At 54.8% G+C, this 22905-nt stretch carries 23 protein-coding genes and 1 pseudogene; 20 read left to right on the forward strand and 4 right to left on the reverse strand.

Going from position 1 to position 22905, the window contains the following annotated elements; genetic code table 11:
• The first annotated feature begins 33 nt into the window (after positions 1-33).
• The 4 genes from RWO33_RS00165 (at position 34) to RWO33_RS00180 (ending at position 2793) form a co-directional block, all read left to right on the forward strand.
• Positions 34-714, forward strand: a complete 681-nt coding sequence (locus RWO33_RS00165; protein WP_314100790.1) for a hypothetical protein — start codon at positions 34-36, stop codon at positions 712-714.
• A complete protein-coding gene (locus tag RWO33_RS00170) occupies positions 711-1091 on the forward strand; it encodes a hypothetical protein (protein ID WP_314100792.1) in 381 nt (126 codons plus the stop codon). Before RWO33_RS00165 ends, RWO33_RS00170 begins: the two co-directional genes overlap by 4 nt.
• Before the next feature lie 180 nt (positions 1092-1271).
• Positions 1272-1802, forward strand: a complete 531-nt coding sequence (locus tag RWO33_RS00175; RefSeq protein ID WP_314100794.1) for a hypothetical protein — start codon at positions 1272-1274, stop codon at positions 1800-1802.
• 55 nt (positions 1803-1857) lie between these two features.
• Positions 1858-2793, forward strand: a complete 936-nt coding sequence (locus RWO33_RS00180) for a hypothetical protein (protein WP_314100796.1) — start codon at positions 1858-1860, stop codon at positions 2791-2793.
• 56 nt (positions 2794-2849) lie between these two features.
• Here the strand turns inward: RWO33_RS00180 and RWO33_RS00185 are convergent, their stop codons facing one another.
• Positions 2850-3242 (reverse strand): hypothetical protein, encoded by a 393-nt coding sequence (locus RWO33_RS00185; protein ID WP_314100797.1) that lies wholly within the window; start codon positions 3240-3242, stop codon positions 2850-2852.
• Between the two features lie 109 nt (positions 3243-3351).
• Complete coding sequence (locus RWO33_RS00190) at positions 3352-3864, reverse strand: hypothetical protein (RefSeq protein WP_314100798.1); 513 nt, start codon at positions 3862-3864, stop codon at positions 3352-3354.
• A gap of 103 nt (positions 3865-3967) precedes the next feature.
• On the opposite strand from RWO33_RS00190, the gene RWO33_RS00195 reads away from it, so the two are divergent.
• From RWO33_RS00195 to RWO33_RS00230, 8 genes are all read left to right on the forward strand, one after another.
• Complete coding sequence (locus tag RWO33_RS00195) at positions 3968-4486, forward strand: hypothetical protein (protein ID WP_314100800.1); 519 nt, start codon at positions 3968-3970, stop codon at positions 4484-4486.
• Between the two features lie 10 nt (positions 4487-4496).
• Positions 4497-5852 carry a hypothetical protein gene (locus tag RWO33_RS00200; protein WP_314100802.1) on the forward strand — a complete coding sequence of 452 codons (1356 nt, stop codon included), beginning with the start codon at positions 4497-4499 and terminating at the stop codon, positions 5850-5852.
• 67 nt (positions 5853-5919) lie between these two features.
• A complete protein-coding gene (locus RWO33_RS00205) occupies positions 5920-6699 on the forward strand; it encodes a hypothetical protein (RefSeq protein WP_314100804.1) in 780 nt (259 codons plus the stop codon).
• Between the two features lie 124 nt (positions 6700-6823).
• The gene (umuD, locus tag RWO33_RS00210; protein WP_314100806.1) at positions 6824-7264 is read left to right on the forward strand and encodes a translesion error-prone DNA polymerase V autoproteolytic subunit; all 441 of its coding nucleotides are present in this window, start codon (positions 6824-6826) and stop codon (positions 7262-7264) included.
• A gap of 57 nt (positions 7265-7321) precedes the next feature.
• The gene (locus RWO33_RS00215) at positions 7322-8164 is read left to right on the forward strand and encodes a hypothetical protein (protein ID WP_314100807.1); all 843 of its coding nucleotides are present in this window, start codon (positions 7322-7324) and stop codon (positions 8162-8164) included.
• Positions 8164-9426: a Y-family DNA polymerase gene (locus tag RWO33_RS00220; protein WP_314100808.1), complete on the forward strand. Its 1263-nt coding sequence runs from the start codon at positions 8164-8166 to the stop codon at positions 9424-9426. Before RWO33_RS00215 ends, RWO33_RS00220 begins: the two co-directional genes overlap by 1 nt.
• Positions 9427-9571: 145 nt before the next feature.
• Complete coding sequence (locus RWO33_RS00225) at positions 9572-10528, forward strand: IS1595 family transposase (RefSeq protein WP_314100809.1); 957 nt, start codon at positions 9572-9574, stop codon at positions 10526-10528.
• Positions 10529-10593: 65 nt separating this feature from the next.
• Complete coding sequence (locus tag RWO33_RS00230) at positions 10594-13902, forward strand: N-6 DNA methylase (protein WP_314100811.1); 3309 nt, start codon at positions 10594-10596, stop codon at positions 13900-13902.
• Positions 13903-14005: 103 nt separating this feature from the next.
• Here RWO33_RS00230 and RWO33_RS00235 read toward each other — a convergent pair whose 3' ends face one another.
• The gene (locus tag RWO33_RS00235; protein ID WP_282257745.1) at positions 14006-14557 is read right to left on the reverse strand and encodes a hypothetical protein; all 552 of its coding nucleotides are present in this window, start codon (positions 14555-14557) and stop codon (positions 14006-14008) included.
• 155 nt (positions 14558-14712) lie between these two features.
• On the opposite strand from RWO33_RS00235, the gene RWO33_RS00240 reads away from it, so the two are divergent.
• Positions 14713-16017 (forward strand): ankyrin repeat domain-containing protein, encoded by a 1305-nt coding sequence (locus RWO33_RS00240; protein ID WP_282257744.1) that lies wholly within the window; start codon positions 14713-14715, stop codon positions 16015-16017.
• 48 nt (positions 16018-16065) lie between these two features.
• On the opposite strand, the gene RWO33_RS00245 is transcribed toward RWO33_RS00240, so the two are convergent.
• Positions 16066-16401: a hypothetical protein gene (locus RWO33_RS00245; RefSeq protein ID WP_282257743.1), complete on the reverse strand. Its 336-nt coding sequence runs from the start codon at positions 16399-16401 to the stop codon at positions 16066-16068.
• A gap of 590 nt (positions 16402-16991) precedes the next feature.
• Between RWO33_RS00245 and RWO33_RS00250 the strand changes: the two genes are divergently transcribed.
• The 7 genes and pseudogenes from RWO33_RS00250 to RWO33_RS00280 all read left to right on the forward strand — a co-directional run bounded on the left by RWO33_RS00250 (position 16992) and on the right by RWO33_RS00280 (position 22895).
• Positions 16992-18572 carry an LA2681 family HEPN domain-containing protein gene (locus RWO33_RS00250; protein WP_314100814.1) on the forward strand — a complete coding sequence of 527 codons (1581 nt, stop codon included), beginning with the start codon at positions 16992-16994 and terminating at the stop codon, positions 18570-18572.
• A 56-nt stretch (positions 18573-18628) separates the two neighbouring features.
• Positions 18629-19435, forward strand: coding sequence for a hypothetical protein (locus RWO33_RS00255; RefSeq protein WP_314100816.1), 807 nt, complete (start codon positions 18629-18631; stop codon positions 19433-19435).
• Positions 19432-20226: a hypothetical protein gene (locus RWO33_RS00260; RefSeq protein WP_314100817.1), complete on the forward strand. Its 795-nt coding sequence runs from the start codon at positions 19432-19434 to the stop codon at positions 20224-20226. The genes RWO33_RS00255 and RWO33_RS00260 overlap by 4 nt, the downstream gene beginning before the upstream one ends.
• Positions 20201-21360 (forward strand): IS3 family transposase gene (locus RWO33_RS00265; protein WP_314101045.1). Its coding sequence is split into 2 segments (ribosomal slippage): positions 20201-20459 and positions 20459-21360, totalling 1161 coding nucleotides; the frame shifts between segments, so codons are not numbered across the junction. Before RWO33_RS00260 ends, RWO33_RS00265 begins: the two co-directional genes overlap by 26 nt.
• Before the next feature lie 127 nt (positions 21361-21487).
• Positions 21488-21781: pseudogene (locus RWO33_RS00270) on the forward strand (hypothetical protein); the annotation flags it as partial.
• Positions 21782-22008: 227 nt separating this feature from the next.
• Positions 22009-22290: a helix-turn-helix domain-containing protein gene (locus RWO33_RS00275; protein WP_012761384.1), complete on the forward strand. Its 282-nt coding sequence runs from the start codon at positions 22009-22011 to the stop codon at positions 22288-22290.
• Positions 22291-22325: 35 nt separating this feature from the next.
• On the forward strand, positions 22326-22895 hold the full coding sequence (locus RWO33_RS00280) for an Hsp20/alpha crystallin family protein (protein WP_314100824.1): 570 nt from the start codon (positions 22326-22328) through the stop codon (positions 22893-22895).
• The last annotated feature ends 10 nt before the right edge of the window (positions 22896-22905 follow it).

Consider the following 22905-nt stretch of genomic DNA (forward strand, 5'->3'; position numbering starts at 1 on the left):
GATTGGTTGTATATCAATCAATCAGGAGGTCGTATGGTCAGTAATGAACATGAAGCGAATGAAATCGAGGGGTCTGGTGATAGGGAGTGGCTGACCGTCGTCGCGTTCAATCCCGCAATGTCATTCGATGAAGATTATGAGGATCAATTCGTCATCGAGCAGTTGAGTGCTGTCTGTAAAGTCGAGTACCTTGATGATGACGGCGACGAGTGCGTGGAATGGTTTGAGGCAGTCTTAAATGATCGGGGCCTGCACTTTGATGGTCCAGACTCTCTTATGGACGATGATATGGCCAGCGACTATCTGTATGAGTGCGTAAGCAGCGCTTTCGAGGACGCAATCGACTCGCGGATCTATGATTTGGGGTGCACTGTTGATCATCAAGTCATTCCCTCTACAGCGCGTGATGCTGAATTGACCTTTGAAATGGTTGGTGCATGCCAACTTCAAGAGTTGGCTGGCGGTTATTATTTATGCACGCGTAAGTTCGCAGAATTCGACTACAAGGGTCCGACGGTCCTAGAAGATCCTGCACCCTATTACTTCATGGAGCGTGACTCTGACTCCATAATCCCCGTTCACTCCATCGCCGACTATGTGTCTGTTGTCAACAATCTTGATGATGAATTCCAGCGCTTGCGGATCTCCCAAAGCGTAAACGAAGTTCAGTCTGTCGGTGATGTGCAGCGGGCCGTGCAGGTTCGGCGAATGTGAGCACTTTAGAAACGCTTCGAACGATTTCTGAATCGAACGATGCGATTTGGGATGAGATATTTTCGTTCGACGATGTGCGATATCGGCTGATCGGACGGTATTTGCAACGCCGTGCCTGCGGCTATGTCTTCTTTTCCGTCGATGGCAGAACCGCAAAACTGGATGATCTGGCAAACGCAATGGCGGGGTCCTTCTACCGTTTGATGGGAACTGACGTGGGTGAGCACCCATTGGAGAGCCAGGTCCAACCCATCCGCTTGCTGTGGCCGTACATAGATGCCCTGGCTCAAAGCACGCCTGAGCAGCGCCAAAAGATCCTATTGGAACGCGCTGTCCGCAGCGCTAAGGCCGCTGAAAGCAGGCCGCGTAGGATGTGATGCAGTCCAGATTACGGAGCTAAAAGCACTGGTGACGATGGCTGTCACCGACCAAAGCCCACCACAGCCAGACGTACGTGTTGTGCTACCGGTGACGCAGTATGCGCTTGAGGCGGTGTGACCGGCTTGGTTCCTCTGCTCTGGGCTATCATGAGCGGACTAGGGGACAAGGACGACCATATGAAGATGACGCCGGAGCTGGCACAGGATCTTGTGCGGCTGCAACCGTTGATGGACAAGGCAAACGAGCCTGGGGCGGACCCTCACACTGTTGCAGCTGCGTTCGCTGCCAGCCAAAGCATTGTGCGAACACACAACCATGCTTTCGCTGAGTATTTTGCAGGGCGGTTGAGCAGTGTCGCGCTTTCGTACAATCGTGGAGAGTTTAATTACTCTTTCAAGGACGCCGCAGATGCGTCCCAAGCCTTCACGATGTTGTCAATGCAGCAAGTCAACGACGCCAAGTCCAAGGCAATTTCCGGGGCGGCGGTCAACTTGCTGCTCAAAGACATGCAGTACAAATCGAGCTTTGACAGTGACCAATCCTACGTGACGGCAATCCTGATGATTGCCCACTCGATGTACGCCTTTCGCGTGTCCACGTTCAACCAGTTTGTGGCTGAGGGACGAGGTGGCCAAGGCGCAACGTTTTGGCGTTATTTTGCCATCGGTGCAGTCGTTGTTGGAATTGCCTACCTTATCCTTGGCTAATTTTTCTGCTTAAGCACAGTCAGCTGTAAGCGGGCAGTGTATCGAGGAGTTATCAGTGTTCAAGCGTTTGATGCTGTTGTGCATCGGGATGGCTGTAATTCCCGATGGTGTTGGTGCGCCTAAGTCCAATGCCCAAGGCCCAGCCGGAGGGTACATGCCTTTGACACAAGGCTGCGTGTTGGAGGAGGGGATGACGCTCGGTCCCAACTTCAAGGGGCATTCGGTCATGGCGGTGGTTGCGGCGATAGGAAATATCCCGCCTAAAGATCAGTACGAAACCAACGATGAGTTCAAGATGCGCACGGAGAATGTGCTGTCCACTAAGCCATCTGCTTTGCGTGACGATCATCTATGTGTGATCAGTGCCGGTGCGCGTTTGACGGATGACTTCGATGCGGACGCACAAGTGCTGCGGGTGCGCACACTTGGTACGTACAGCAGCCGATGGTTTGATGGCGAGAAATACCACGATATCGCCAAGGTCTACGGGGGTGAAAGAAACGTTCGCAGAAGCGTCTACGACGCAAGCAACGCCTATGGGGTGTCGGTGTCTGTCACAAAGAAGAAGCGGGACGCCTATTACGTGGCCTTTGACAAGCAATCAGTGGTGGAGGCCGGAGAGCTTCCAGGGCTTTCGTACAAGGAGCTTTCACTGAGAGCTGACGTGGAAATGAGTGGTGCTGATGCACGCGCTCAAAAGGATGATATTGATGTAGTGTATTTGTACGGTGTTGTTCGCCCGTATGTGGGTAGCCACTCTGAGTATGAGTTCCCGAAAATTGATTGGCCCTTTGAGTCGGAAGAAAAACAGACGCTGGTAACCGCATCCCTCAAGAAGTTTGCTGTCATCAACGTTCGCACTGGTCTAATTTTGAAAGTGTTCGATCTGGCCGGGCAGCAACCTTCGGCATCCACCAGTTCTAACACCAATAATGGTGATCTCAGGAGCCTGGGGCCGTCTTCAATCAAGAAGCCCTTTGTGGTCAAGTGAAGGATCGAGGGGCGACAGTGTTTTCGTAAGCCAGCTTCGTTCCTCGATCACAATGCTCAGACTGTGACAGTGGCTGAAATTTTCTCGATGTCGGTGTGCAGCAACTTGTAGACTAAGTGGATGTACTCACGTCCATAGCACGATCCCATGAAGCCTGTATATCGAGCGTCTGTGGGGATGTCTTCAAAACTTGCAACATCCTCGCAGAGTTCAATGCCTGTTTCAAAACTATTATGAACGGATCTGACCATTGTTGCAGGACGATATGTTGTGTCTTGAAACATAGCATCGAACACGGGCGTTAGAACTTGCAGTACGGTCAAGTTTCGCTCGACTGCTTCGGCAGCGGCGTCGCTCATCGTGTCGGCGTTCAAGAAGCACGCCAGTACGAAATACTTTGGGCTTGGTGTGTTCGCATCTTTGTACGTGATAACGATGGTGTTGGTCATCCGGTAGTTCTGCAATTCGGACTGCTTTGTGCGCGCCTTGTTTTCAATGATCTTTGTGAAATGATGTCTCATGATTTCTACGCCAATATTTACAATCGTGACAGATCGATCAAATTGATATTGATTGTGGTTTGTGCGTGATTGTTGTGGCTGCAATGATCAAGTCCGTAACGTTGGTCACGCCTGGCTCTTCGAAAAGTGAGCGCCGAAAATACAACGTGTGGCTGTTGGTATGCGCGCGATATCGCCCTAACTTCTGAACCACATCCAACGGGATCAATGCAGCGTACTCAACAATCAGATTGCTGTTGAAGACCACTGCGGCGAGTTGATCAAATGGCCCTGATGCAAGGTTCCGTAACGCGCTCAATTGCGTGCTTTTGTTGGCGGCGGTCAGTCTTCTGCCTTTGATCTGATACCGTGTTCCATCTTGGCCGACTGCATCAAATCCTGCCTGAGATCCCACCGCCAAGGTGGCATTGAGTGCACGCGCCACCAATGTCTCCGTGTAGTCGGCCACTGGGTTGTTCGAAGAGCGTATGACCCCCCGCTGCCGCAGTGCATCCATGACGGTGCAATGGAGATCCAGCAATTGTCTATCCGTCAGATCTTCGGTATTCATTGCACAATCCTTGTCCACTGCGCGTGCGCCAGTCCTCATCATATCTGGGGCTACAGTCTTCGGGCACTAAGCCGCTAGACTGGCATCTCAAGGGAGGGGCGCTATGGGTGGTTCCGTTGGGTTCGTGGTTCTGGTGCTTGTACTCGTGGTCTTGTTCAAGGTTGCAGCGTCCAGGGACAGGGTGATCGGTGAACTGCGGGAACAGTCCGGTCAGCAGAGTCGAGAGATTGCCGCGCTGCGACAGGTGGTGGACGCAGTTGCGGATCGTGTGCTTCTCACCCGTGAGCAACGACGGGTCAAGTGGTTTGACGAACTGCCGCCGTTCGCCCTGGATGACTTCAAGTCTTTCAGCGCGGGTTCCGAGCGCGAGTTGATCATGGCCTGTGGGGGCAGCGATGAGGCCGAGGTCTTGGGGTTGCACTACCGACACGACCGCCTTGAGTTCCGTACCGATGGTGAGAAGGATGCGGTTGCCTACGGGGTTGCTCGCCCATGGGCAACTGTTGAGGATCGTCCAGTTAAGATCTATCTCAATCAGTACGCGCTCGTATCAAAAATCGTTGGGCTGGATCAAGACGGTTTCGTGAAGCTTGCTCCGTACAAAGCCCGCTTGCCTGAGTGAGGGTGCGCGCATGGACGACGAAATTGATAACTTGATTGCGCAGTTGCAACGGGTGAATTCCGAAGAGTTCGATTGGAGTACCGAGAGCGAATTCCCGAATTTCGTGACTGTGCCGGGTGGTCAGTGCCACTTTTCCACCCAAGCACAGTTGAGCCTGACCAAGATCGGACGATTGATCCACGGCAACAGATCGGTGTCAGTGCCACGCATTGAGTCCGTTGAGTTGATCAAAATGCTTCGCACTGTGGCGGCCTATGCTTACGCTGACGGGCTGTTGGTTCGTGGGGACAAAGCTTCAATACGCGCGGGCAAACGCGTGTTGCTTGAACGGCTTGAGGACAGAATCAAGCAGGCTGCTGCACCTATCACCCACGTTTTTCCAGCTTGGACCAGTGGGCTTGAGCGAAAAGGGTCTGTGCTTCTTGGGCCGGTGAAGGTGTTGGCTGTGTCGGATTGGTTGAAGACTGTTGAGATCTATTCCGGCCCGGATGATGTCTGTATGGACGCTTCATGGAAGCAAGCCGTACAAGGGCTTGTCCCAAAACCTGATGATGCGCGGGCATCCCTTTTGGTTGATGCGGTCGAGGAGGCTGTGGGGACATGCAACGCTGTTGTCATCGTGACGATAGAGGGCTTTGAGGGGGAGTTCTCAAGAAAACTCGCGCACATCGCATCAAAGAATTGCCTCGACATCCTCTCGCTGCTTCATGAAACGCCGGATACTTTCGTCACTCAGGGGCTTCTTGAAGATCGAGTGCAGCCACTTGAGACGCGTACGCTAAGCGAGATCGATGGATTTCTAAATATCGCCGGAAACAGAAAGCTAAGGCCTATGCTTGCGGGCGCAAGGTTGGTGGCCGTTTTGGAGCGCGTTAGCGACTTGGGGAGTTCCATTTCCAAAGTGGTCAAGGCGGTTTTGACTGATCCTGATGTTGCGCAACCCCAGTTGTGCGCACGCTGGTCTATGGCGCTTCATTGGTTTGCAGAAGGTTGCCGCGAAACCGATGATGCGGTTGCGGTCGCGAAAATAGGTACATCCCTGGACGTCCTGTCTGGTGGCGGCAAAAGAGCTGGAATTCTGAAAACTGTATGCTGTCTTTTAGGCGCAGATGGCAGTGCGATTGTAACGAGGTGGCCGGAGCCAAAGACGTTGGAAAAATTGGTGGAAGAGATTTACGAGTATGGCCGCTCTCAAATTCTGCACGGCAACCACGTGGACAGGCTGAAATCTTTTGCAGAACTGCGTCAGGTTGCTCAGCAGCTTTGCGGCATTGCGCTTCGCATCTCACTGGAGCGCTTTGGTTTCTATGACGGTGCAGATGATCAAAAGGCTTTCCAATCAATGATGGCATCACCAACCTCATAGCGGTGGCGCGGCTGCTCAACGGATCATGTCGGCCCGCCCTTTCATACAATTTCAACAGGAGATGACAGTGACGCACGTGCCGGATATGGATACACAGGTGTCGCTGTTCTTGTTGCGGTCGCGTGCGCGAACCGCCGAGATCCAGCGACGTTCTTCAATGAACCAAACCTTGGATATCGAGGCGCAGACTCGCCACCGAGTTGCCGCTGAGGGTTGGGAGCGCTGCCTGTTGCGAGAGGGGCCGCGCCATGCTGAGGAGGTCATTCAATTGTGGTGTGTTTTGCAGGCCAAACGGGCCGCATTTGAGAAGCTGTCAGGTGATCAGTCGGTTGTTGATCAGACCGCGCAATCCATGCGCGCGGACGAAAAGCTGAACGCCGAAATTGACAAGTGGATTGTCGGCTCTGCTTTTCACGACACTCTGCGCTCCACACAGTTCAAGACCGCCAGTGGTCGGTATCCGCCTCTGTTGCTCCAACAGAGTCCGCAGTTGAAGCAGGGCAAGGAACGTGTGGTTGCCATCTTGCGCAATGAGTTGAAGCGTGAGGGTTCAGGTGAACGTGACTACATGCATCTGAACTACCAGCTGGAGGGCCAGGCCACGCGCAATCGCGAAACGCTTGTGGACTACGCAAAGGGGCTGTGGTTCGATCATTCTGTCTACACGCGCGCGATCAAGACCATTGCAGCAGGGGATACGGATCTTCTTTTGACGTTCGACCAGGGTGTCTTCGCGGCGTATGAGCAGGCTGTGCACCAGCCCTCATTGGAGGACATCATGGTCAAGGCGTTTGCGGCGTTGTGCGCACAGACGCCGTATGGCGCGCAGGCGTTCGATAAAGAGTAGGCGGTTGTCTAGGGGCCAAGTAGGAGAGCGCCCAAGCGGGCGGATGTGAAGCCGTTCAGGCCAAGCCGTTAGTAATGCTGCTAACGATGGCTGTACCATACCGGGCCACAGCCAAGGCACGAGCATGGCCACCAGCACTCACACCAAAGCCCACCCGCAGCCCGCTGAGGCCTGCGCCCCGGTCCTGCCTGTCAATGTGACGTGTGGCTTCCCGAGCCCCGCTGAGGACTTCTACGGCGACGGAGACGGGCTGGATCTCAACCGCCACTGCATCTCCAATCCGGTCGCTACGTTCTTCGCCCACGCGGACACCGGCACGTCGATGGTGGGCTTTGGCATCCATCCTGGGGACACGCTGGTGGTGGACCGTTCGCGAACCGCACGGCATGGGGACATCGTCCTTGTGAACTGGGAAGGTGGGTTCACCGTGAAGAAGTTGGTTCAGCGACGCGGACAATTTGAATTGCATTCGTCCGCAGAAGACATTGCTCCCATCATCGTGCCGCCCGACATTGAATTGGATGTGTGGGGCGTGGTCACGTGGTCGTTTACCCGGCACGCTTGACAATATTGGCTTCTGTGTTTGCCTGAGTGTATTCAAGGCAAATAAAAGGGGGTTGATATGGGGGTGTTTCAAAAAATTAAGGATTTTTTGACTGGCGCAGGTTTTGGTGGGGTTGCCAATGCCCCTTTGGTTGTTAAGTGTAATCAGCAGCCTGTTGCGAGCATGTCAGTAGATGATCTTGTGCGCGAAAACGACATTGAGGAAATCAGGCGGAGGCTGTTGAAATGCAACGGGTGGGAGGTTGCCTGGGTTTTCAAGACTGCTTTGGAATACGGTGACCGTCTGGAAATTCTAAATCTGGCCGCAAACGCGAATGAGCATTGCTTTATCATGCATCTCCGCAGTCTGGATCCAGATCGTCCTGACTTTGAAAAGAATGTTGACATTGCCCTATCCTTGGTTGGCATGGGGGTTCTTGATCGCCGCATTGATATAGGCGACGTTCTTGCAAAATTATCGTACCTCGCCTTCAACAAAAGCAGTCACGCCCGTATTGAGCAGTTGATAGTCGCCATTATTCATCGGTGTAGTGATCTTTGCTACACCATGCTGCTTGACCAATTGACACACTCGCCAGCGGAGGCAGTGCATGACGTTCTTCGAATCATGTATGAGAATGGATGCAACTTCCATGGCGGCCCTCCTGTGGCCCCCGAGACATTTTTTTTCAACAACTGCACTGGGTTGATTTCAGACTTGATCGAGTGGGGGGTGTGTGTCGAGCGTCCATCGCACCAATACAACGGGCAAGGAATTCGTGCGGTTGCATACATCCATTCTGAAATAGATGAGGGCGAACGTCGTATTGCCGAACGTGACGCTGCAAATATCACCCAAGCGCTTGCGGACGATGGTCTTGTGCAGAGCGAAGACACCCCTAAACCAAAGAGAAAGATGTAATGAGTACGTCGCCGTCTCCATTTGGCTTGGTCGATGGGAACAACTTCTACTGTTCCGTCGAACGCATCTTTGATCCATCGTTGAGCAACGTCCCCATGCTTGTGATGTCGAACAACGACGGTTGCGCTATTGCCCGTTCAAACGAAGCGAAAGCCCTTGGTGTCACCATGGGGCAACCTATCCACCAAATTCCACCGCATATCCGTAAGCAACTGCATGTGCGCAGCGCCAACTTCGCCTTGTACGGCGACATATCCGCACGCATTGCAACGATCCTGCGCGACCTGTTCGCCGACGTGGAGGTGTACTCCATTGACGAGAGCTTCGTATCGTTCAAAGGCATCCGCGCGCAGGACAGGCGCAAGGTGGCCGCAGAAGCCCGCGCACGCATTCTGAGATGGGTCGGGGTTCCGTGCTGTGTTGGGATCGGGCCCACCAAGACGCTGGCTAAGATGGGCAACAAGATCGCCAAAGGTACGGAGCAGGGCGTGTGGAACGTCCGCCGCACCGACCTGGGCAAGTTCCCTATTGGCGACGTGTGGGGTGTTGGCCGCAAGTTCGCAGCACGCCTGTTGGCCGAAGGGATCACCACCGCAGCTGATCTGGTTGCAGCCGATCCTAGAGCCATTCAAGACCGTTACGGAGTCGTTCTGGTGCGCACGCAAACCGAACTCAACGGAGTGCGGTGCGCCGAGCTGCAGGACGCTGAGCCCGAACGACAACAGATCGTTGTCTCGCGCTCCTTTGGCTCCGAGATCCACTCCCAAAACGACCTGGCGCAAGCAGTGGCTACGTTCGCTCAGCGTGCCGCAGAGAAGTTGCGAGCCCGCAAGCTGACAGCGCACGGGGTGTGGGTGTTCCTGCACACCAACCCATTTGGAAATGCGCAGCAGTACCACCCATCCCGTACGGTTCGGCTGGTGATGCCTACGTCCGACTCGCGGACCATTTTGGAAGCAGCGCAAGCCGCAACAGCGGCTATGTACCGTCCAAACATCGCGTGGAAGAAGGCCGGTGTAGGGCTTGTGGATCTGAGCGCCGAGCACGTCCAGCAAGCCGATTTGTTCGCCCAGGTGCGCAACCCCAAATCCGAACGGTTGATGGCCGTGCTGGATCAGGCGAACCAGAAATTTGGACGCGGCAGCATGTCGTTTGCTTCATCAAGCACAGCGCCAGACACCACCGCAGCCTGGGCGATGCGCCAAGAGCACTTGTCACGTTCCTTCACGACCCGTTGGGATGAGATTTTGACAGCGCGCTGAGCGCTGGCAAATCTATACGCGCAAGGGAGTGCGTGTGTGTGTAACCCGTGTCCCTAAAACTTTTGCTCTGTTAGCGTTCAGTGTTGGTTGTGAGTTGAGTTGATAGACTTTCAACCTGCCCCTTTTGCGGGCTGGGAAAAGGCAAGTGCCGAAGAAGTCCCGAGTTGAAAAGATCCTTCCGGCCATTGGCAACCTGACGGCGGAAGAGTGCTCGAAGTTGAAGCAGGCGTTGAAGGCGCGGGAAAGCCAGGTGGAAGGCTCCGTCGTCCTCCAAAAGCGTGCGGAAAACATCAAGGGCTGTCCGCACTGCGGTAGCGTCTCCTTCCAGAAGTGGGGACGCTATAAGGGCAACCAGCGCTTTCGCTGCCACGATTGCGCCAAGACCTTTTCCCCCATCACGGGAACGCCACTTGTCGGGTTGCGCCATAGCGAGAAGCACATCGCCAATGCGAAATGCATGGTGGCAGGGATGACGGTTCGCGAGACGGCGAAACGGTTGGGCGTGAGTGTTCCTACCGCCTTCCGCTGGCGTCATCGGTTCCTGGAAGCCATGAGCCAGATGAACCCTGTCGAGTTGTCTGGGATCGTGGAAGCCGACGAAACCTTCTTCAAGGAAAGTTTCAAGGGCCGGAGAAAGGACATGCCCCGTCCGGCCAAACACCGTGGCGAACCCGCCAGCCAGCGAGGCCTGTCGCGTGAGCAAATCCCCGTGCTGGTCGCTCGCGACCGCTCCACCGGCAAGACCTTGACCAAGGTGCTCCCCTCGCGCACGGCCAAGGATATTGGCAAGGCTCTGGTTCCCGTTCTGGCTACGGATGTTGTGTTGTGTTCGGACAACGCCAGCGCTTATCGCACGCTGGCCAAGGCCATGGAGATTGAGCTGCGCTGCGTGCCCGCCAACCCCAAGAAGAAGCGCAAGGGCGAGGTCTACCACATCCAGAATGTCAACGCTTACGACAGCCGCTTGAAGCGTTGGATGTTTCGGTTCCGGGGCGTGGCCACGAAGAACCTGCCGAACTATCTGGGTTGGCACCGCTACTTGGATGTGCCGAAAAACCGCCCGACACCTCGCAAGTTCCTCACGGGGGCGCTAGGGGATTAGTCCTGGCCATTGACACTGGCCAGATTTCCGGTAGAAAGATGAGAGTTCACTACCGAGAAGCCCCCATGGCTGGAAAACCTGTTGTCGCACTCGTAGCCGATCCGGCGGCTGTCTTGAAGGCGTTCAAGGACATCGACCGCAAGCGGCGAAAGCCTTGGCATGGGGAAGAGGAAGTTCGGCTGGCTTGGGTTAGCGCGCTGGAACAGGCCACCGGTCTTGATTTTGACGCCGAACGGCAGAAGCGCGACAGCAGCTACAACAATGTGGTCATCGAGTTCAAAGGCCCAGGGCTATTCAAGGGCAGCGACAAGAGCGCCAAGTTCATTGAGGCAACAGACAAGCGTTTGTTGCCCTACATCACGAAGTTGGCCGCCCAGCAAGGACTTCCCGAGGCCGACTTCATCGGCATTGCCATCGACGGCGAACATATCTGCTTTACCCAGGTGCGGGACGGTGCCATCCACGCCGGCCACCTCCTGCCGTTCTCGATCCAGTCCTTTGGTCTGGTAGTTGACGCTTGCCTGGACAGCATTCGCCCAGCAGTTGAATCCGCGAACCTCATCCGGGACTTTGGCCATGGCTCGCCCGTGGCAACCGATGTCATGCAAGTGTTTGCCGACGCACTTTCGGCGGCTCTAAAAGATTCCAAGCGTTCGAAGATCAAGATGCTTTATGAGGAATGGAAGAGCCTCTACGGTCAGGTTGCGGACCTGACGACAGACCAGAAGGAAGCCATCAACAAGACCCTGAACTTCACTTGGACGGGGCCGACAGAACAGAGTTTGTCGGGGCGACTATTCGTTATCCACTCCTATAACTCGCTATTGATCAAGTTGCTTGCTGCGGAGATCGTCTCTGCGCACAACCTTGCTGCGGAGAAAGCCCCCGCTGAAGCCATGTGCGCCCTGCTCACGCCAGACAAGTTGCTCCAGAAACTCGAAACGGACATCGAAGGCGGTCAACTTTTCAGTGCGTCAAACATCAATGGGTTCGTCGAAGAAGCCATCTTCAGTTGGTATCTGGAAGCAGGCAAGGACAAGCGCTTTCAAGCGAACTTGGTTCAGTCGTTGAAGGCGCTGCTGGGCAAATTGTCCCTGTATCGCACCGATCATCTGGATCGCCAGCGCGATACGCTGCGCGACTTCTACCAAGATCTGGTGCCCGAAACCCTGCGCAAGAGTCTGGGCGAGTTCTACACCCCCGACTGGCTGGTTGACTTTACCGTTGATCAAGTCAAGGACGGAGACTGGCTCGGTAAGCGTTATCTCGATCCCACCTGCGGGTCCGGTGCTTTCCTGATTTCGGTATTGAGGCGCAAGAAGAAGGAAGCAATGAGCAAAGGCCTTGGTGTTTTGCCCACAATCGAAGCACTTTGTAGCGAAGTGTGGGGGTTTGACCTCAACCCACTGGCGGTCCAAACCGCGCGCGTCAACTTCCTGATGGAGATCGCCGATCTACTCAAGCAAGCGCCAGGCACCCCGGTTGAAATCCCCGTTTTGCTCGCGGACGCCATCTATTCGCCCGCGCCCGATCCAATCGACGGGCAGAAGGTAGTGCCATACGAGATCGGCAGTAGTGAAGCCAACCTGAAGATCAAACTTCCCGCAGCACTTGCTTTCAATCGTGAGCGCTTGGATGAAGTGCTTGAAGTGATGGGGGAGCAAGTCGAGCAAGACCAGGAGTTCCATACCGTCCAGGCATTGCTGCTGTCCTCGGGGCTTGTCTCGGACGAAGAAGGAAAGGAATGGGCGCTGCCGCTACACGAAACCTATGATCAGGTGCTCAACCTTCATCGCAAGAACTGGAATGGCATTTGGTTCCGGATCGTTCGCAACTTCTTCTGGTCTGCCACTGCTGGGAAGTTCGACGCCATTGTTGGCAACCCACCCTGGGTGCGCTGGTCCAGTCTTCCGGAGGCCTACCGCAATCGCGTCAAGTCGGTTTGCGAAGGCTACGACATCTTTTCCAAGACCAAACATCACGGTGGCAACGAGCTGGATATCTCCGCCATGATCACCTACACCACGGGCGACAAGTGGCTGAAGGATGGCGGCAAACTGGCGTTCGTTATCACCCAGGCTGTGTTCCAGAACCCGTCCTCGGCTGGGTTCCGCAACTTCCGGATCAATGAGACAGGCAATCTCGTGCCTATCAGTGTTGACGACTTGAAGGCCCTGAAACCTTTCCCGGACGCAGCCAACAAGACTGCGGTGGCCGTATTTGAGAAGACCAAGCGCGCACCGAAGTATCCAGTTCCGTATTGTGTTTGGGACGCCAAGGAAAAGGACGAGGTTGACACGCACGGACGCAAGAAGCGGGAAAGCCGGTCGATCAATCCCGCGTTGACGCTAGACAAGGTAAAGAGTCTTACGGTTCGCACCGACATGGCCGCCGATCCGATCTCTGGCGGAGGATCACCATGGGCAATCTTGCCCGCCGGCCGGTTTGCCATTTTGCAGCCCATGGCCGAAGTGGAAGAATTGCCTTGGGTTGAGGGTCGCAAGGGGATCACTGTTGACCTCAACGGCATCTATTTCGTCAGGGTTCTCGACGAGAACAAGAACGACAAACTTGTCCAGATCGAATCCAGGCCGAAAGCCGGACGAACAGATATTGGCCCTGCTCGTAAGGCGTGGATAGAGCCAGACTGGCTCTATCCACTAATCAAGGGTGCCGCCGACTTCCAGCCTTGCTACTTGAAGCCCGTCGAAGAACTGTTTGCGATCGTTCCCAACAAGGGGATCAAGAAGGCGGATTTTGAGAAGGCAAAACTTGAATACCAGTCGTTGAAGAAGACGAAGGGCTATCTTGATCACTTCAACAAGAAGGGAAACGAACTACTAGAACAGCGCTCCACTTACCGTGGCCGCATGCTGGCAATGGGCGCCCCCTACTACGCCATCTACAATGTCGGCGACTTCACCTTCAAGAAGTGGAAGGTCATCTGGGCGGAGATGTCCGGCAAGTTCAGCGCTGCAGTGGCTGGTAGTGCCGATGTCCCACTGATTGGAAAACGCCCGTATGTTCCGGATCACAAGATTTTCTTTGTGGCCATGGACGACAAGGTAGAAGCCCACTACCTGTGCGGCATTTTGAACTCGACGACGGTGGCTGAGTTCGTCGAGAGCCACAATGTTGCCATCCAGGTCGGCGACATCTTCAAGCACATGCGGTTGCCGAAGTTTGACCCGGCCAATCAGTCCCATGTTGACCTTGCCAGAGAGGTCGAGGCTGCCCACGAGGAAGCAGACGCAACGAAGCGAGGCGTGCTTGTCGATAAGATCCGTGAGGACGCCGACGCCTTGATGGAAACCTGGCTGGCTGGGCTACGGAAATCCGCTGCGAAGAAAGCCAAAAAGCGCCCTGGAAAGTAGAGAATTTTGGCCTAACTATCTGATTTGAAAAGGGCTTGGAATCAAGCCCTTTTTCTTGCGTGCGTTTGAAAACCAACACCCAACGCTAACAGAGCCAAAACTTTTAGGTGTTGGACGTAGGGATGGGAGGAGGCGTAGATGCTGGCAGTTTGGGCTGGCGGCGGCGGCGAACAGACTCAGGATTGGACCAGCTTGCGGCGACGTCATCCACAAGGTCATAGGCTTTATGTTGGCGTAACGCGTCACCTTCAATGCTTACCTTTTCTTCATTGCGCGCGGTCACGTAATCCTGCTGAAATTGTTCGTGCTGCTCTGGCCGCGACCATTTGAGCTTCAAGGTCTGAATGCTGCGGGAAACGGTTGCACGATCAATGATCACGTCTGCGGCCAGATCGCGCAGCACTTCTCTTTTGTACTCGGAACGCCGCAACTTGTTTTGCAGTTCTTCGATCAGTCGAGATTGCTGCTGGATCTTCTGTACGTTCTCCATTGCATTGCGGTGTTGAAGATCACTTAGACGTGCCTCCTGCTGATCAAGTTTGATCTTCTTAAGCTCGTTGGCATGGGCAGCGCGCTGCGTTGCTTCGCTGAGCAGATTGGATGTGTCCTGGCCGCTGCTGATAATGGTTCGGCCGGTGCTTTCGAGTAAGTTCATATGTATACCTCCCTGTCCGTTTCGCCAGCTACATCAGCAATAATTGACTCTGTCAACGTAGTGCGAGTTGCGTTGCTGAAAAACAATTTGCGCATAGCTTGACAATGTTGAATTCCATGTTTCCCTGAATTCATTACTACTAACAAGGGGGTTTCATGGGAATAATTGAATTTATCACTTTCTCTGTATTTGGATTTATTGTTGGTGCGTGTAGCTATACCGCATATTACTTTTACAGATTTCGAAAAAAGGGGGAAAGTCGATTAAAGACTGAGTCAATCGATGAGGATGCTGTCCAGGACGAACATGTGGTGTATGTTCTCAAGGCAATAGAGCAATCTGAGCGTAAATCAGTGGGTGTCTACTGGGCGCGTGACGCGTACTTGCGTCAGAGTCTTGAAGACTTTACTCAGATCGTTTCGGCGTGCGGTGACGTCAACTATGAATCGGGCGGCGTCGTCAGCGACAAGAGTCATTGTAAGAACGCCACTTTGTTGCACGAGTGCATTAAGGATGGGGCGTATGAATTCGCGAGCGTTTTGATTGGACACGGCGCAGATCCAAATGTTGGCCTTGAGTGTTTGGGTGAACCTACAGAGTATGAGTCCTTGAATAAGACACCCCTTCACTCAGCAGTCCAAGTTGGCAGGATCGACCTCGTAGAACTGTTGATTAAAGCTGGAGCTGATTACAGTGCGGTGGATAGCAATGGAAGCACGCCGTTGTGTGTTGCAGCGACCAACGACAACATTGCTATTGCAAAAATCCTGTTAGCAGCGGGAGCAAATCCGAATAGTGTGCACGAAACCGAGATCTGTCCGCTTCTGTGTACGAAGTCAAATGCGATGGCAAAGCTTCTTGTGTCTCAAGGCGCGGATGTAAATATGATGTTTAAAAATGGTTATCCGCTTCTATCCTTTTTAATTATCAAGAGAAAACCGAATATTGCCCGTTTCCTGCTTAAGAACTATTCATATAGTTTTGATTTTCGCGACGGCGACGGTGAATTGCTAGAAAGGCATCCGCTGTGGGTGGCTTACTTCTGTAACTGGTATGAGATTTTCAAAGATCTTGCGGACGTTTCGTACTTCAACCAGCCTGGGGCGTTTGATCGTGGAATTCTGGAAGTCACGGTGATGGATGACAACTGTGAGTACGCCAGGGTTTTGCTTGAGCGCATGCTTCGGGGGAATTTCCAAATTGACGGCGAGCTTTTGTACTTGGCCAAGTCACGCCGAATGCAGGAGATGCTTGTTCAATTTGGTGCAGATCCAACGATTAAAAACCCGGAATACGGAATGAAGACATCCGATGAGTACATGGTCTACCGGGATCGTAAATTTGTGTGGCGTGATCTTGCTGATCGTGCTCCACGAATTGTGGCTGAGCACCAGCGTAAGTTGTTGGCCGACGCGGTAGGATTAGAGGATGAACCCAGTCGCGTAAAACGGCGAATGTAACGTCTAAAGAAAAGCCCGCATTGTGCGGGCTTTTGGTTAATAGGGACGTTAGTCTTCAAAGACAGTGGTGAAGCAGTCCAGTTCGTCCTCCGAGTACGTCGGCAGATCCGCTGCGGGTTCCGACTTCACTTCCTTGATGATGCGCTGTGTGTTCATTTGGTCGCGAATTGTGTAGATGGTGTGCGTGCGATTGCACTCGCGCAATGCCAGCACCTTTTCCAAGAACTCCTCATCAATGTCAATGCCTTTCGCTTTGCTGTTGCAAGTCATTGCGATATTGGTGAGGCTTGCACCGTCCTCATGATCCTTGGCAATCCGTGCCATGGAGTGCATAAAGCGTTCGTCAATGTCATGAAACTTTTTGGGTACTGTTTTCTTAGCCATCGTCGTCTCCCGTGGAAGGGGCCGATGTAGGTATATGCGATAAAAAAGTCGCGCACAAGCAGCCGTTAAACAGCACATCAGTGGATGCTTGGGTGGTAGTGAAGCAACCAACCACTAAGTTTTCGGCTGTGGAGTGGCCTACAACCCTAGCGGCTGTGGTCGGGCACAGGCTGAACCATCGTGCACTTTATGAGCATCGGCGTGCCGGAGACGTGGCCGTCGCCCGGGCAATCGAGGGTGACCGACTGTCCAGCGCGCAAACCGGCGAGCTCATCCTTACGGGCTGGGTCCAACACGGCCACAGGCCGGTTGTAGATCTCAGAGCCTTCAAGCGCCACGGAGGGCGAGCGCCTGTAGAGATCAGGCTCTTTGGCTACGACCCCCCTCACGCGAAGCCTCGCGCCCTTGTACCTCTTGTCAGCGCTGGCACTGTCGCGCGCGTACGAAGCAACCAGCACGCTGGACTCCACGGGAACTGGGGGCGAGGGGTTCCCAACAGCCGCCAGAAGCAAAACGGTCGAAATTAGGCTCATGTCGGTGTGTAATGGAGACTAGGAAGCCATGCTACACGCTGACGTTCGGAGAACGCATTGACCGCGCTTATTTTGACCCATGAACAGATGTTTGCGCTTGCTGACCAACTGTCCATTCGGGCAGTGGATGGCTCGATTACGTCCACACAGATCGATCAACTGGGCGCGCTCATCGATGCAGCGGGTGAAAGCAAAGACCTTGATTTGTTGATGCGTTGCGTTAAGGTGATCGGAGAGTTTGGCGAGTTGGACCACCAGCGGCATGGGTGCATGCTGCATTACTTCCACGCCAACGCTTTGGGATGGTTGTACATACATCGTCGTACCGATGACAACGCATTGTCGTGGAACCAGCCGGACAACACCGCTCAGATCTATCAATTGCGCTCGGCTATCGCGCATGAGGGCTATTCGGAACACTCAGCTGAGTATCGTGCGCAGATCCACTCCAACCTGGGTAACGCATTCAACAAGACTGGTCGCGTGTTTGACGCACTTGAACAGTGGCGAAAAGCCCTGACTCTTGACCCGATGCTGGCGATGGCGCAAGGCAATATGGGTGGCGCGTTGCTGTTCTATGCCCGCAACCTGTATGACTCGGGGCACAGCGAATGGATCTGCATTGAGGGCCGCGCCCAACTGCGCGGGGCCGTTGCCATTGGAGCGCATGGCGCTACATATTTTGAGGCCGCAGAACGCTTCCAATGGATGCTGGAAACAGTTGAGAAGCGCATGGATCAGTATGGTATTGACCGCAATCCGGATCTCGCCTGGATGGACAAGTTCTCACTTGGCAGGAGCTACCAGGAGAAGCAGTATCGCCGTTGGTGCCTGGACAACAGGCTGTTCCTCAACCCGATGAACGATGGGTACACACGGTCTGTGGCCGCAACCGACTCCCTTGCGCTTCCGACCCATCGTGCGGATGGTGTTGGGATCTCGTACCTCGCAGCGTTCAACCAACTCAAGCAGGAGTACATCTACGCCCGCTGGTGCTTGTTCGCTGGGCAAGATGGACAGGCAACGCACCCGGCCGACCGCGAGGTAATGTTGTCGTCCAACGCCGACAGTGCGCGCTACAGCATCGCAATTGAGCAGACCAAGTCCGCGTTCCGTGCCGCCTACTCGCTATTGGACAAGGTTGCGTACTTTGTGCGTGACCGCTGGGAGATTGGTGCTAAACGCAAATCGGCTGACTTCGCACGACTGTGGCGGACTGAACCCAAGAAGGGCACAGAGACAACCATTCGCCCGGAGTTTGAAGGCAGTCAAAATATATGGCTGCACGCGCTGTACAGCCTGTCCGAAGATATCTTCAACGAGGACATTAGACAATACGCATCTCCGGACGCTCAAGAACTGCACGTCGTACGTAATGCCTTGGAGCATCGGTTCTTCAAGATTGTTTGGACCCGCTCCGAGTGTGACGAAACATCAATGCACCACGACCGACTGTCGGAACAGATGACGTTTGACGAGTTCCAAGCCAAAGCCTTGCGTGTCTTGACTATGGCACGTTCTGCAATCGTGTACCTGAGCCTTGCAATGCATCGAGCTGAAGTGCAGCGTGCCGAAAAAGATAGTGCCCGATCCGTGTCGTTTGGGGTTCAGTCCATACCCGATGATCTGAAAGGGTAGCTCACCCATCTTTATCCGTAATCCAAGATATCTAAGGCCACCACAGGGGAAAACGAGTGAAAAGGATCTTCGCTGTAGCAGCATTGATGGGGTGTGGAAGTCTGTCCGCCGCGCCCTTGCCGCTCTCAACGGCGTGCACGCTGGAAGAGGGGGCGACGCTCCCACCGACCTTTGCTGGGCACGACATGGTGGCGGTGTACAACGCATTGAAGTCGATACCTGGGAAGGACGAATTTGAGAGTGAGGCAGATCACGCCACACGCTCCAAGGGCGCGGTTGCTGCACTTCCTGCGGCCATCGCTACGGGCCAACTGTGCGCTGGAAGCATGGTGATTAGGGCGCTGGACAACACGTGGAAGTACAACGCTGAGAAGAAGCAGTACGAAGGGGATGTGCTGTATCTAAAGATGCATCGTGTGGGTGGCTACTACGCTCCCCTTTATGGAAAGGAGACGAAGAGGCGTGAGAGTTCTTACATAGGCACCAATGCCTACGGTGTGAGTGCGCGCATCCCCAAAACTGAGCGGCAAACCTACCAAGTGGCGCTACCACAAAAAGCACTCATCACTGCTGTCTCCCATACACAGGGCTTGGAAACGGACTATGAAACCGTCGATGCCATTCTTCAAATGGAACCCGCAGACGCTCGCTCTTACAAGGGCCGTCTGACGCAGGTGTTCCAGTACGAAGTTGTCCCGCCACTCATCACACAGGACACTGAACGCGAATACCCGACTATTGATCGTCCAACCCACTACGAGGACGAGCAGCACTTCATTGAAGGACGCTTGCTCAAGATTGCGGTCGTGGACGTCCAAACCGGCAAGGTGCTCAAGGTGTACGCATTGGGAGACGGACAGTGACGTTCAAGCTCGTTGACGTTGAAGAGTTGATTGCACAGGCCAAAGCGTCGGGCGTAAGCAAGATCAGCGTGGACGTGCCGTTGCTCGCGTCGTACAGCAACGATGCGTGCGTGACACAGACCCAGTGGATGTCAGGTCCACACTGCACCAAGAACTACGCGTGGCTGCATGTGGACGGGGAGGGTGTGCCGTTTTACGCGGGATACGGGCGCGGTGTTTTTGCGTGGCAGAAGAACGGAGGTATCGCCTGGGAGTGGTTCGTCCGCGAACGACTTGGAGGTGAGTACCGCGTGGTGGTCCTGGCCGTTGGCATGTCTGAGGCTCATGCTCAAAGCATCTTTGAGCAGATGCTAGAGATGTACAACACGCGGTTGCTCAATCAGGCCAGCTTCCATCGTGGTATGGACTACGCAGCACTCAAAATTGAAAACGAGAAGAAGGCGGCAATCCGCCCGTACTACCGTATCGTCATGAGCAAGAAGCCAGCTGCAGAGATCTTCCAGGCGGCACTAACGGCTCAACAGATGCAGTACGACCTCAATCCCTACCGAACCGAAAAGGGCCGCTTTGGAGAAGTGTTGAAGGCCATGGACGCGTACCAGCCAATCAATACGTCCTTCATCACTTACATTATTGAGTGGCACATGGGACAGGATGATCTTGCGGCCGCACGTGACGCGCTGGAGGAGTTCAAGAGGCGTGTGGACCGGCCAGGATTTCGTAGACATCTCAGAGCCATAATCAATGGAAGCGAGAGAGGTGTCTATGGTGAGCAAGCAGTACACGGATGAGTTCAAGGCCGAGGCGGTCAAGCAGGTTACCGAAAGAGGTTTTGCTGTAGCCGAGGTTGCCAAGCGGCTGGGGGTCTCATCCCACAGCCTTTACCAATGGCTCCGCAAGGCCAAGAGCGAGGCCTTGGCGGGCACACCAGAGGGGTCGATGTTGCCGACGCCCAAGGACTCAGCCGAGGTGCGTCGGTTGAAGGCCGAGGTGAAACGTCTGACTGAAGAGCGCGACATCCTAGAAAAAGCCGCGGCGTACTTCGCCAAGGGGTGACGGCGAAGTACGCTTTCATGCGTGAGCACTTGGGCGAGTTCAGGCTGACGGCCATGTGTCGAGTGCTTGGGGTTAACCGCAGTGGCTACTACGCATGGGCGGGCAATTCGGGCAGGCCGCGTCGTCGTGAGGATGATCGTCTGCGCGGCCTTATCAAGCACGCGTGGCTGGCAAGCGGAACGGTGTACGGCTACCGCAAGATCACCCGGGAACTTCGTGAGGCCGGTGAACGTTGCAGCCACCATCGTGTTCGACGTCTGATGAAGGCAGAGGGCATAAGGGCAGAAATTGGCTACGGCACCAAGCCGCGCCATCGAGGTGGTCCGCCTGGGATGGTTGAAAACGTCGTCAATCGCGACTTCTCGCCCACTGCACCAAACAAGGTATGGGTCACCGACATCACGTACATCCGAACCTACGAGGGCTGGAGTTTCCTGGCAGTGATCGTCGAACTTTACTCACGGCAGGTGGTGGGCTGGGCGATGCAGTCCCAGATGACCACCGACCTTGTGCTACAGGCACTGGTATCTGCGGTATGTAAGCGAAAGCCTGCTGCGGGCTTGATCATCCACTCTGACCAAGGCAGCCAGTTCACGAGCAGCGACTGGCTATCGTTGTTGAAGCAGCATGGCATGATCCCAAGCATGAGTCGACGCGGGAACTGCCATGACAACGCGGTGGCTGAGAGCTTTTTCAGTGCACTGAAGAAAGAGCGGATCAAGCGACGGATCTACCCCACCCGGGACGAGGCACGCTCGGATGTATTCAATTACATTGAGATGTTCTACAACCCAATTCGCCGGCATGGTTTCGCTGGCAACCTGGCCCCTGTAGAGTTTGAACGGCGCTACGCGCAAAGCGGCTCATGAATGTCTACGGAAGTCTGGCCGGTCCAGTTTGCGATGGAGGCACCGGGTTCAGAACACTCCTGAATGACCTGGGCCTTGAAAGATTTGCTGTAGGTACGGCGCTGAGGGGGCATGGAAAATCCGCTTGATGGGCCAGAAATGGTGTCCACTTAAATTAGGTGGACACCATGGCCTTCGGCGGCGGTGTCGGGAAGGTGTGTTGGCCGGACGGATACTGTTGAACTACGCTGTCTGGGGCAACGGAAGTGTTTCGGCCCGACTCTGGAACGCGATCCGCAGCGACGACTGGGCAATTCCGCACGTTGGCCTGAGCAGCCTCGGGGAAATCGTCGACTGGGCGCGCCCGGATGAGTTTCCACCAAGGAACATGCGGACGAACAAGGGGCTGCGGGCGCTCGGTTACAACGTGAGGACCGGCGTTTGGCTGCGGCTGCCCGCAGCACTTGTAGGCTCCCGATCAAACCTTTACCTATCGCCGGATCGGACTGCCCCAGAACACCCTCTCTGGAAATTTAAGTCACATCAATTGCCCAGCAGATCGCGAGATGTTGCCTCTTGACTTTCGGCATGTTAGGCGCAATATCTTGCAAAGTCTTGCAAGAACTTCCTCAGGCGAGGCCGCGTGACGACGGAACTTGTGGGGGTGGTATGACAGCGCGCCAGCAGGCGATCTTCACACTCGACGAGTTGGCTGCCTACTTGAAAGTCGGCAAGCGGACGCTTTACCGGCTCGCCTCGCACGGGGAGATTCCGGCCTTCAAGGTCGGCGGGACGTGGCGGTTTCGTCAAAGTGAAATCGATCGATGGATCAATGATCAGATCCAAGCAGGCAGAAAGAAGGAGGTGATACGCACAGATGAGCAGCCAAAGTCAGCGGAACACTCCGTGTCGTCTGGGCGCGCTGTCCGTCGCCGCAGGCAAACGGAGTGAGCGAGAGTCTTCAATTTTTCGTCTGGAGGTGTGACATGGACATTGATTTCAAGAAATTGGCTCCCTGGAACTGGTTCAAGAAGGAGCAGGAAGAACAACAGAGCACTGCCTCGCTCCCGGTGCAGCGCAATGACCTGCCGGTGGCGGGTGGACCCGTCAGTCCCATCCTGCAATTGCATCGCGAGATCGACCGCCTGTTCGACGACGCGTTTCGAGGCTTCGGTTTCCCGACGCTGGCCATGCCACGCTGGCCGTCGGACTGGCCGGGCATGCTGAAGCCGGCGCTGGACATCCAGGAGACCGACAAGCAGTACAAGATCGCCCTGGAAGTACCCGGCATCGAGGAAAAAGACATCCAGATCACGCTCGACAACGACGTGCTGCTGGTGTGCGGTGAAAAGCGTCAGGAGCAGGAAACGAAAGACGGCGGTTTCCACCGGGTGGAGCGCTCCTACGGCAGCTTTCAGCGCGCTCTGAACCTGCCGGCCGATGCCAACCAGGACACGATCAAGGCCGCTTTCAAGAACGGCGTGCTCACGATCACGATGGAAAAGCGCGAGGCCAGTACGCCCAAGCAGGGGCGCTCGATCCCGATCAACGGCTGACGCGGGGCAG

Origin of the sequence: uncultured Stenotrophomonas sp., assembly GCF_963519925.1 — a bacterium.
Taxonomy (GTDB): Bacteria; Pseudomonadota; Gammaproteobacteria; order Xanthomonadales; family Xanthomonadaceae; genus Stenotrophomonas; species Stenotrophomonas maltophilia_AE.

What these genes read in the sequence shown, in the direction of transcription:
- RWO33_RS00165 (WP_314100790.1), top strand. Translation starts at nt 34, where the DNA reads ATGGTCAGTAATGAACATGAAGCGAATGAAATCGAGGGGTCTGGTGAT.
- RWO33_RS00175 (WP_314100794.1), top strand. Translation starts at nt 1,272, where the DNA reads ATGAAGATGACGCCGGAGCTGGCACAGGATCTTGTGCGGCTGCAACCG.
- RWO33_RS00185 (WP_314100797.1), bottom strand. Translation starts at nt 3,242, where the DNA reads ATGACCAACACCATCGTTATCACGTACAAAGATGCGAACACACCAAGC.
- RWO33_RS00190 (WP_314100798.1), bottom strand. Translation starts at nt 3,864, where the DNA reads ATGAATACCGAAGATCTGACGGATAGACAATTGCTGGATCTCCATTGC.
- RWO33_RS00195 (WP_314100800.1), top strand. Translation starts at nt 3,968, where the DNA reads ATGGGTGGTTCCGTTGGGTTCGTGGTTCTGGTGCTTGTACTCGTGGTC.
- RWO33_RS00200 (WP_314100802.1), top strand. Translation starts at nt 4,497, where the DNA reads ATGGACGACGAAATTGATAACTTGATTGCGCAGTTGCAACGGGTGAAT.
- umuD (WP_314100806.1), top strand. Translation starts at nt 6,824, where the DNA reads ATGGCCACCAGCACTCACACCAAAGCCCACCCGCAGCCCGCTGAGGCC.
- RWO33_RS00215 (WP_314100807.1), top strand. Translation starts at nt 7,322, where the DNA reads ATGGGGGTGTTTCAAAAAATTAAGGATTTTTTGACTGGCGCAGGTTTT.
- RWO33_RS00220 (WP_314100808.1), top strand. Translation starts at nt 8,164, where the DNA reads ATGAGTACGTCGCCGTCTCCATTTGGCTTGGTCGATGGGAACAACTTC.
- RWO33_RS00230 (WP_314100811.1), top strand. Translation starts at nt 10,594, where the DNA reads ATGGCTGGAAAACCTGTTGTCGCACTCGTAGCCGATCCGGCGGCTGTC.
- RWO33_RS00235 (WP_282257745.1), bottom strand. Translation starts at nt 14,557, where the DNA reads ATGAACTTACTCGAAAGCACCGGCCGAACCATTATCAGCAGCGGCCAG.
- RWO33_RS00240 (WP_282257744.1), top strand. Translation starts at nt 14,713, where the DNA reads ATGGGAATAATTGAATTTATCACTTTCTCTGTATTTGGATTTATTGTT.
- RWO33_RS00245 (WP_282257743.1), bottom strand. Translation starts at nt 16,401, where the DNA reads ATGGCTAAGAAAACAGTACCCAAAAAGTTTCATGACATTGACGAACGC.
- RWO33_RS00275 (WP_012761384.1), top strand. Translation starts at nt 22,009, where the DNA reads ATGACAGCGCGCCAGCAGGCGATCTTCACACTCGACGAGTTGGCTGCC.
- RWO33_RS00280 (WP_314100824.1), top strand. Translation starts at nt 22,326, where the DNA reads ATGGACATTGATTTCAAGAAATTGGCTCCCTGGAACTGGTTCAAGAAG.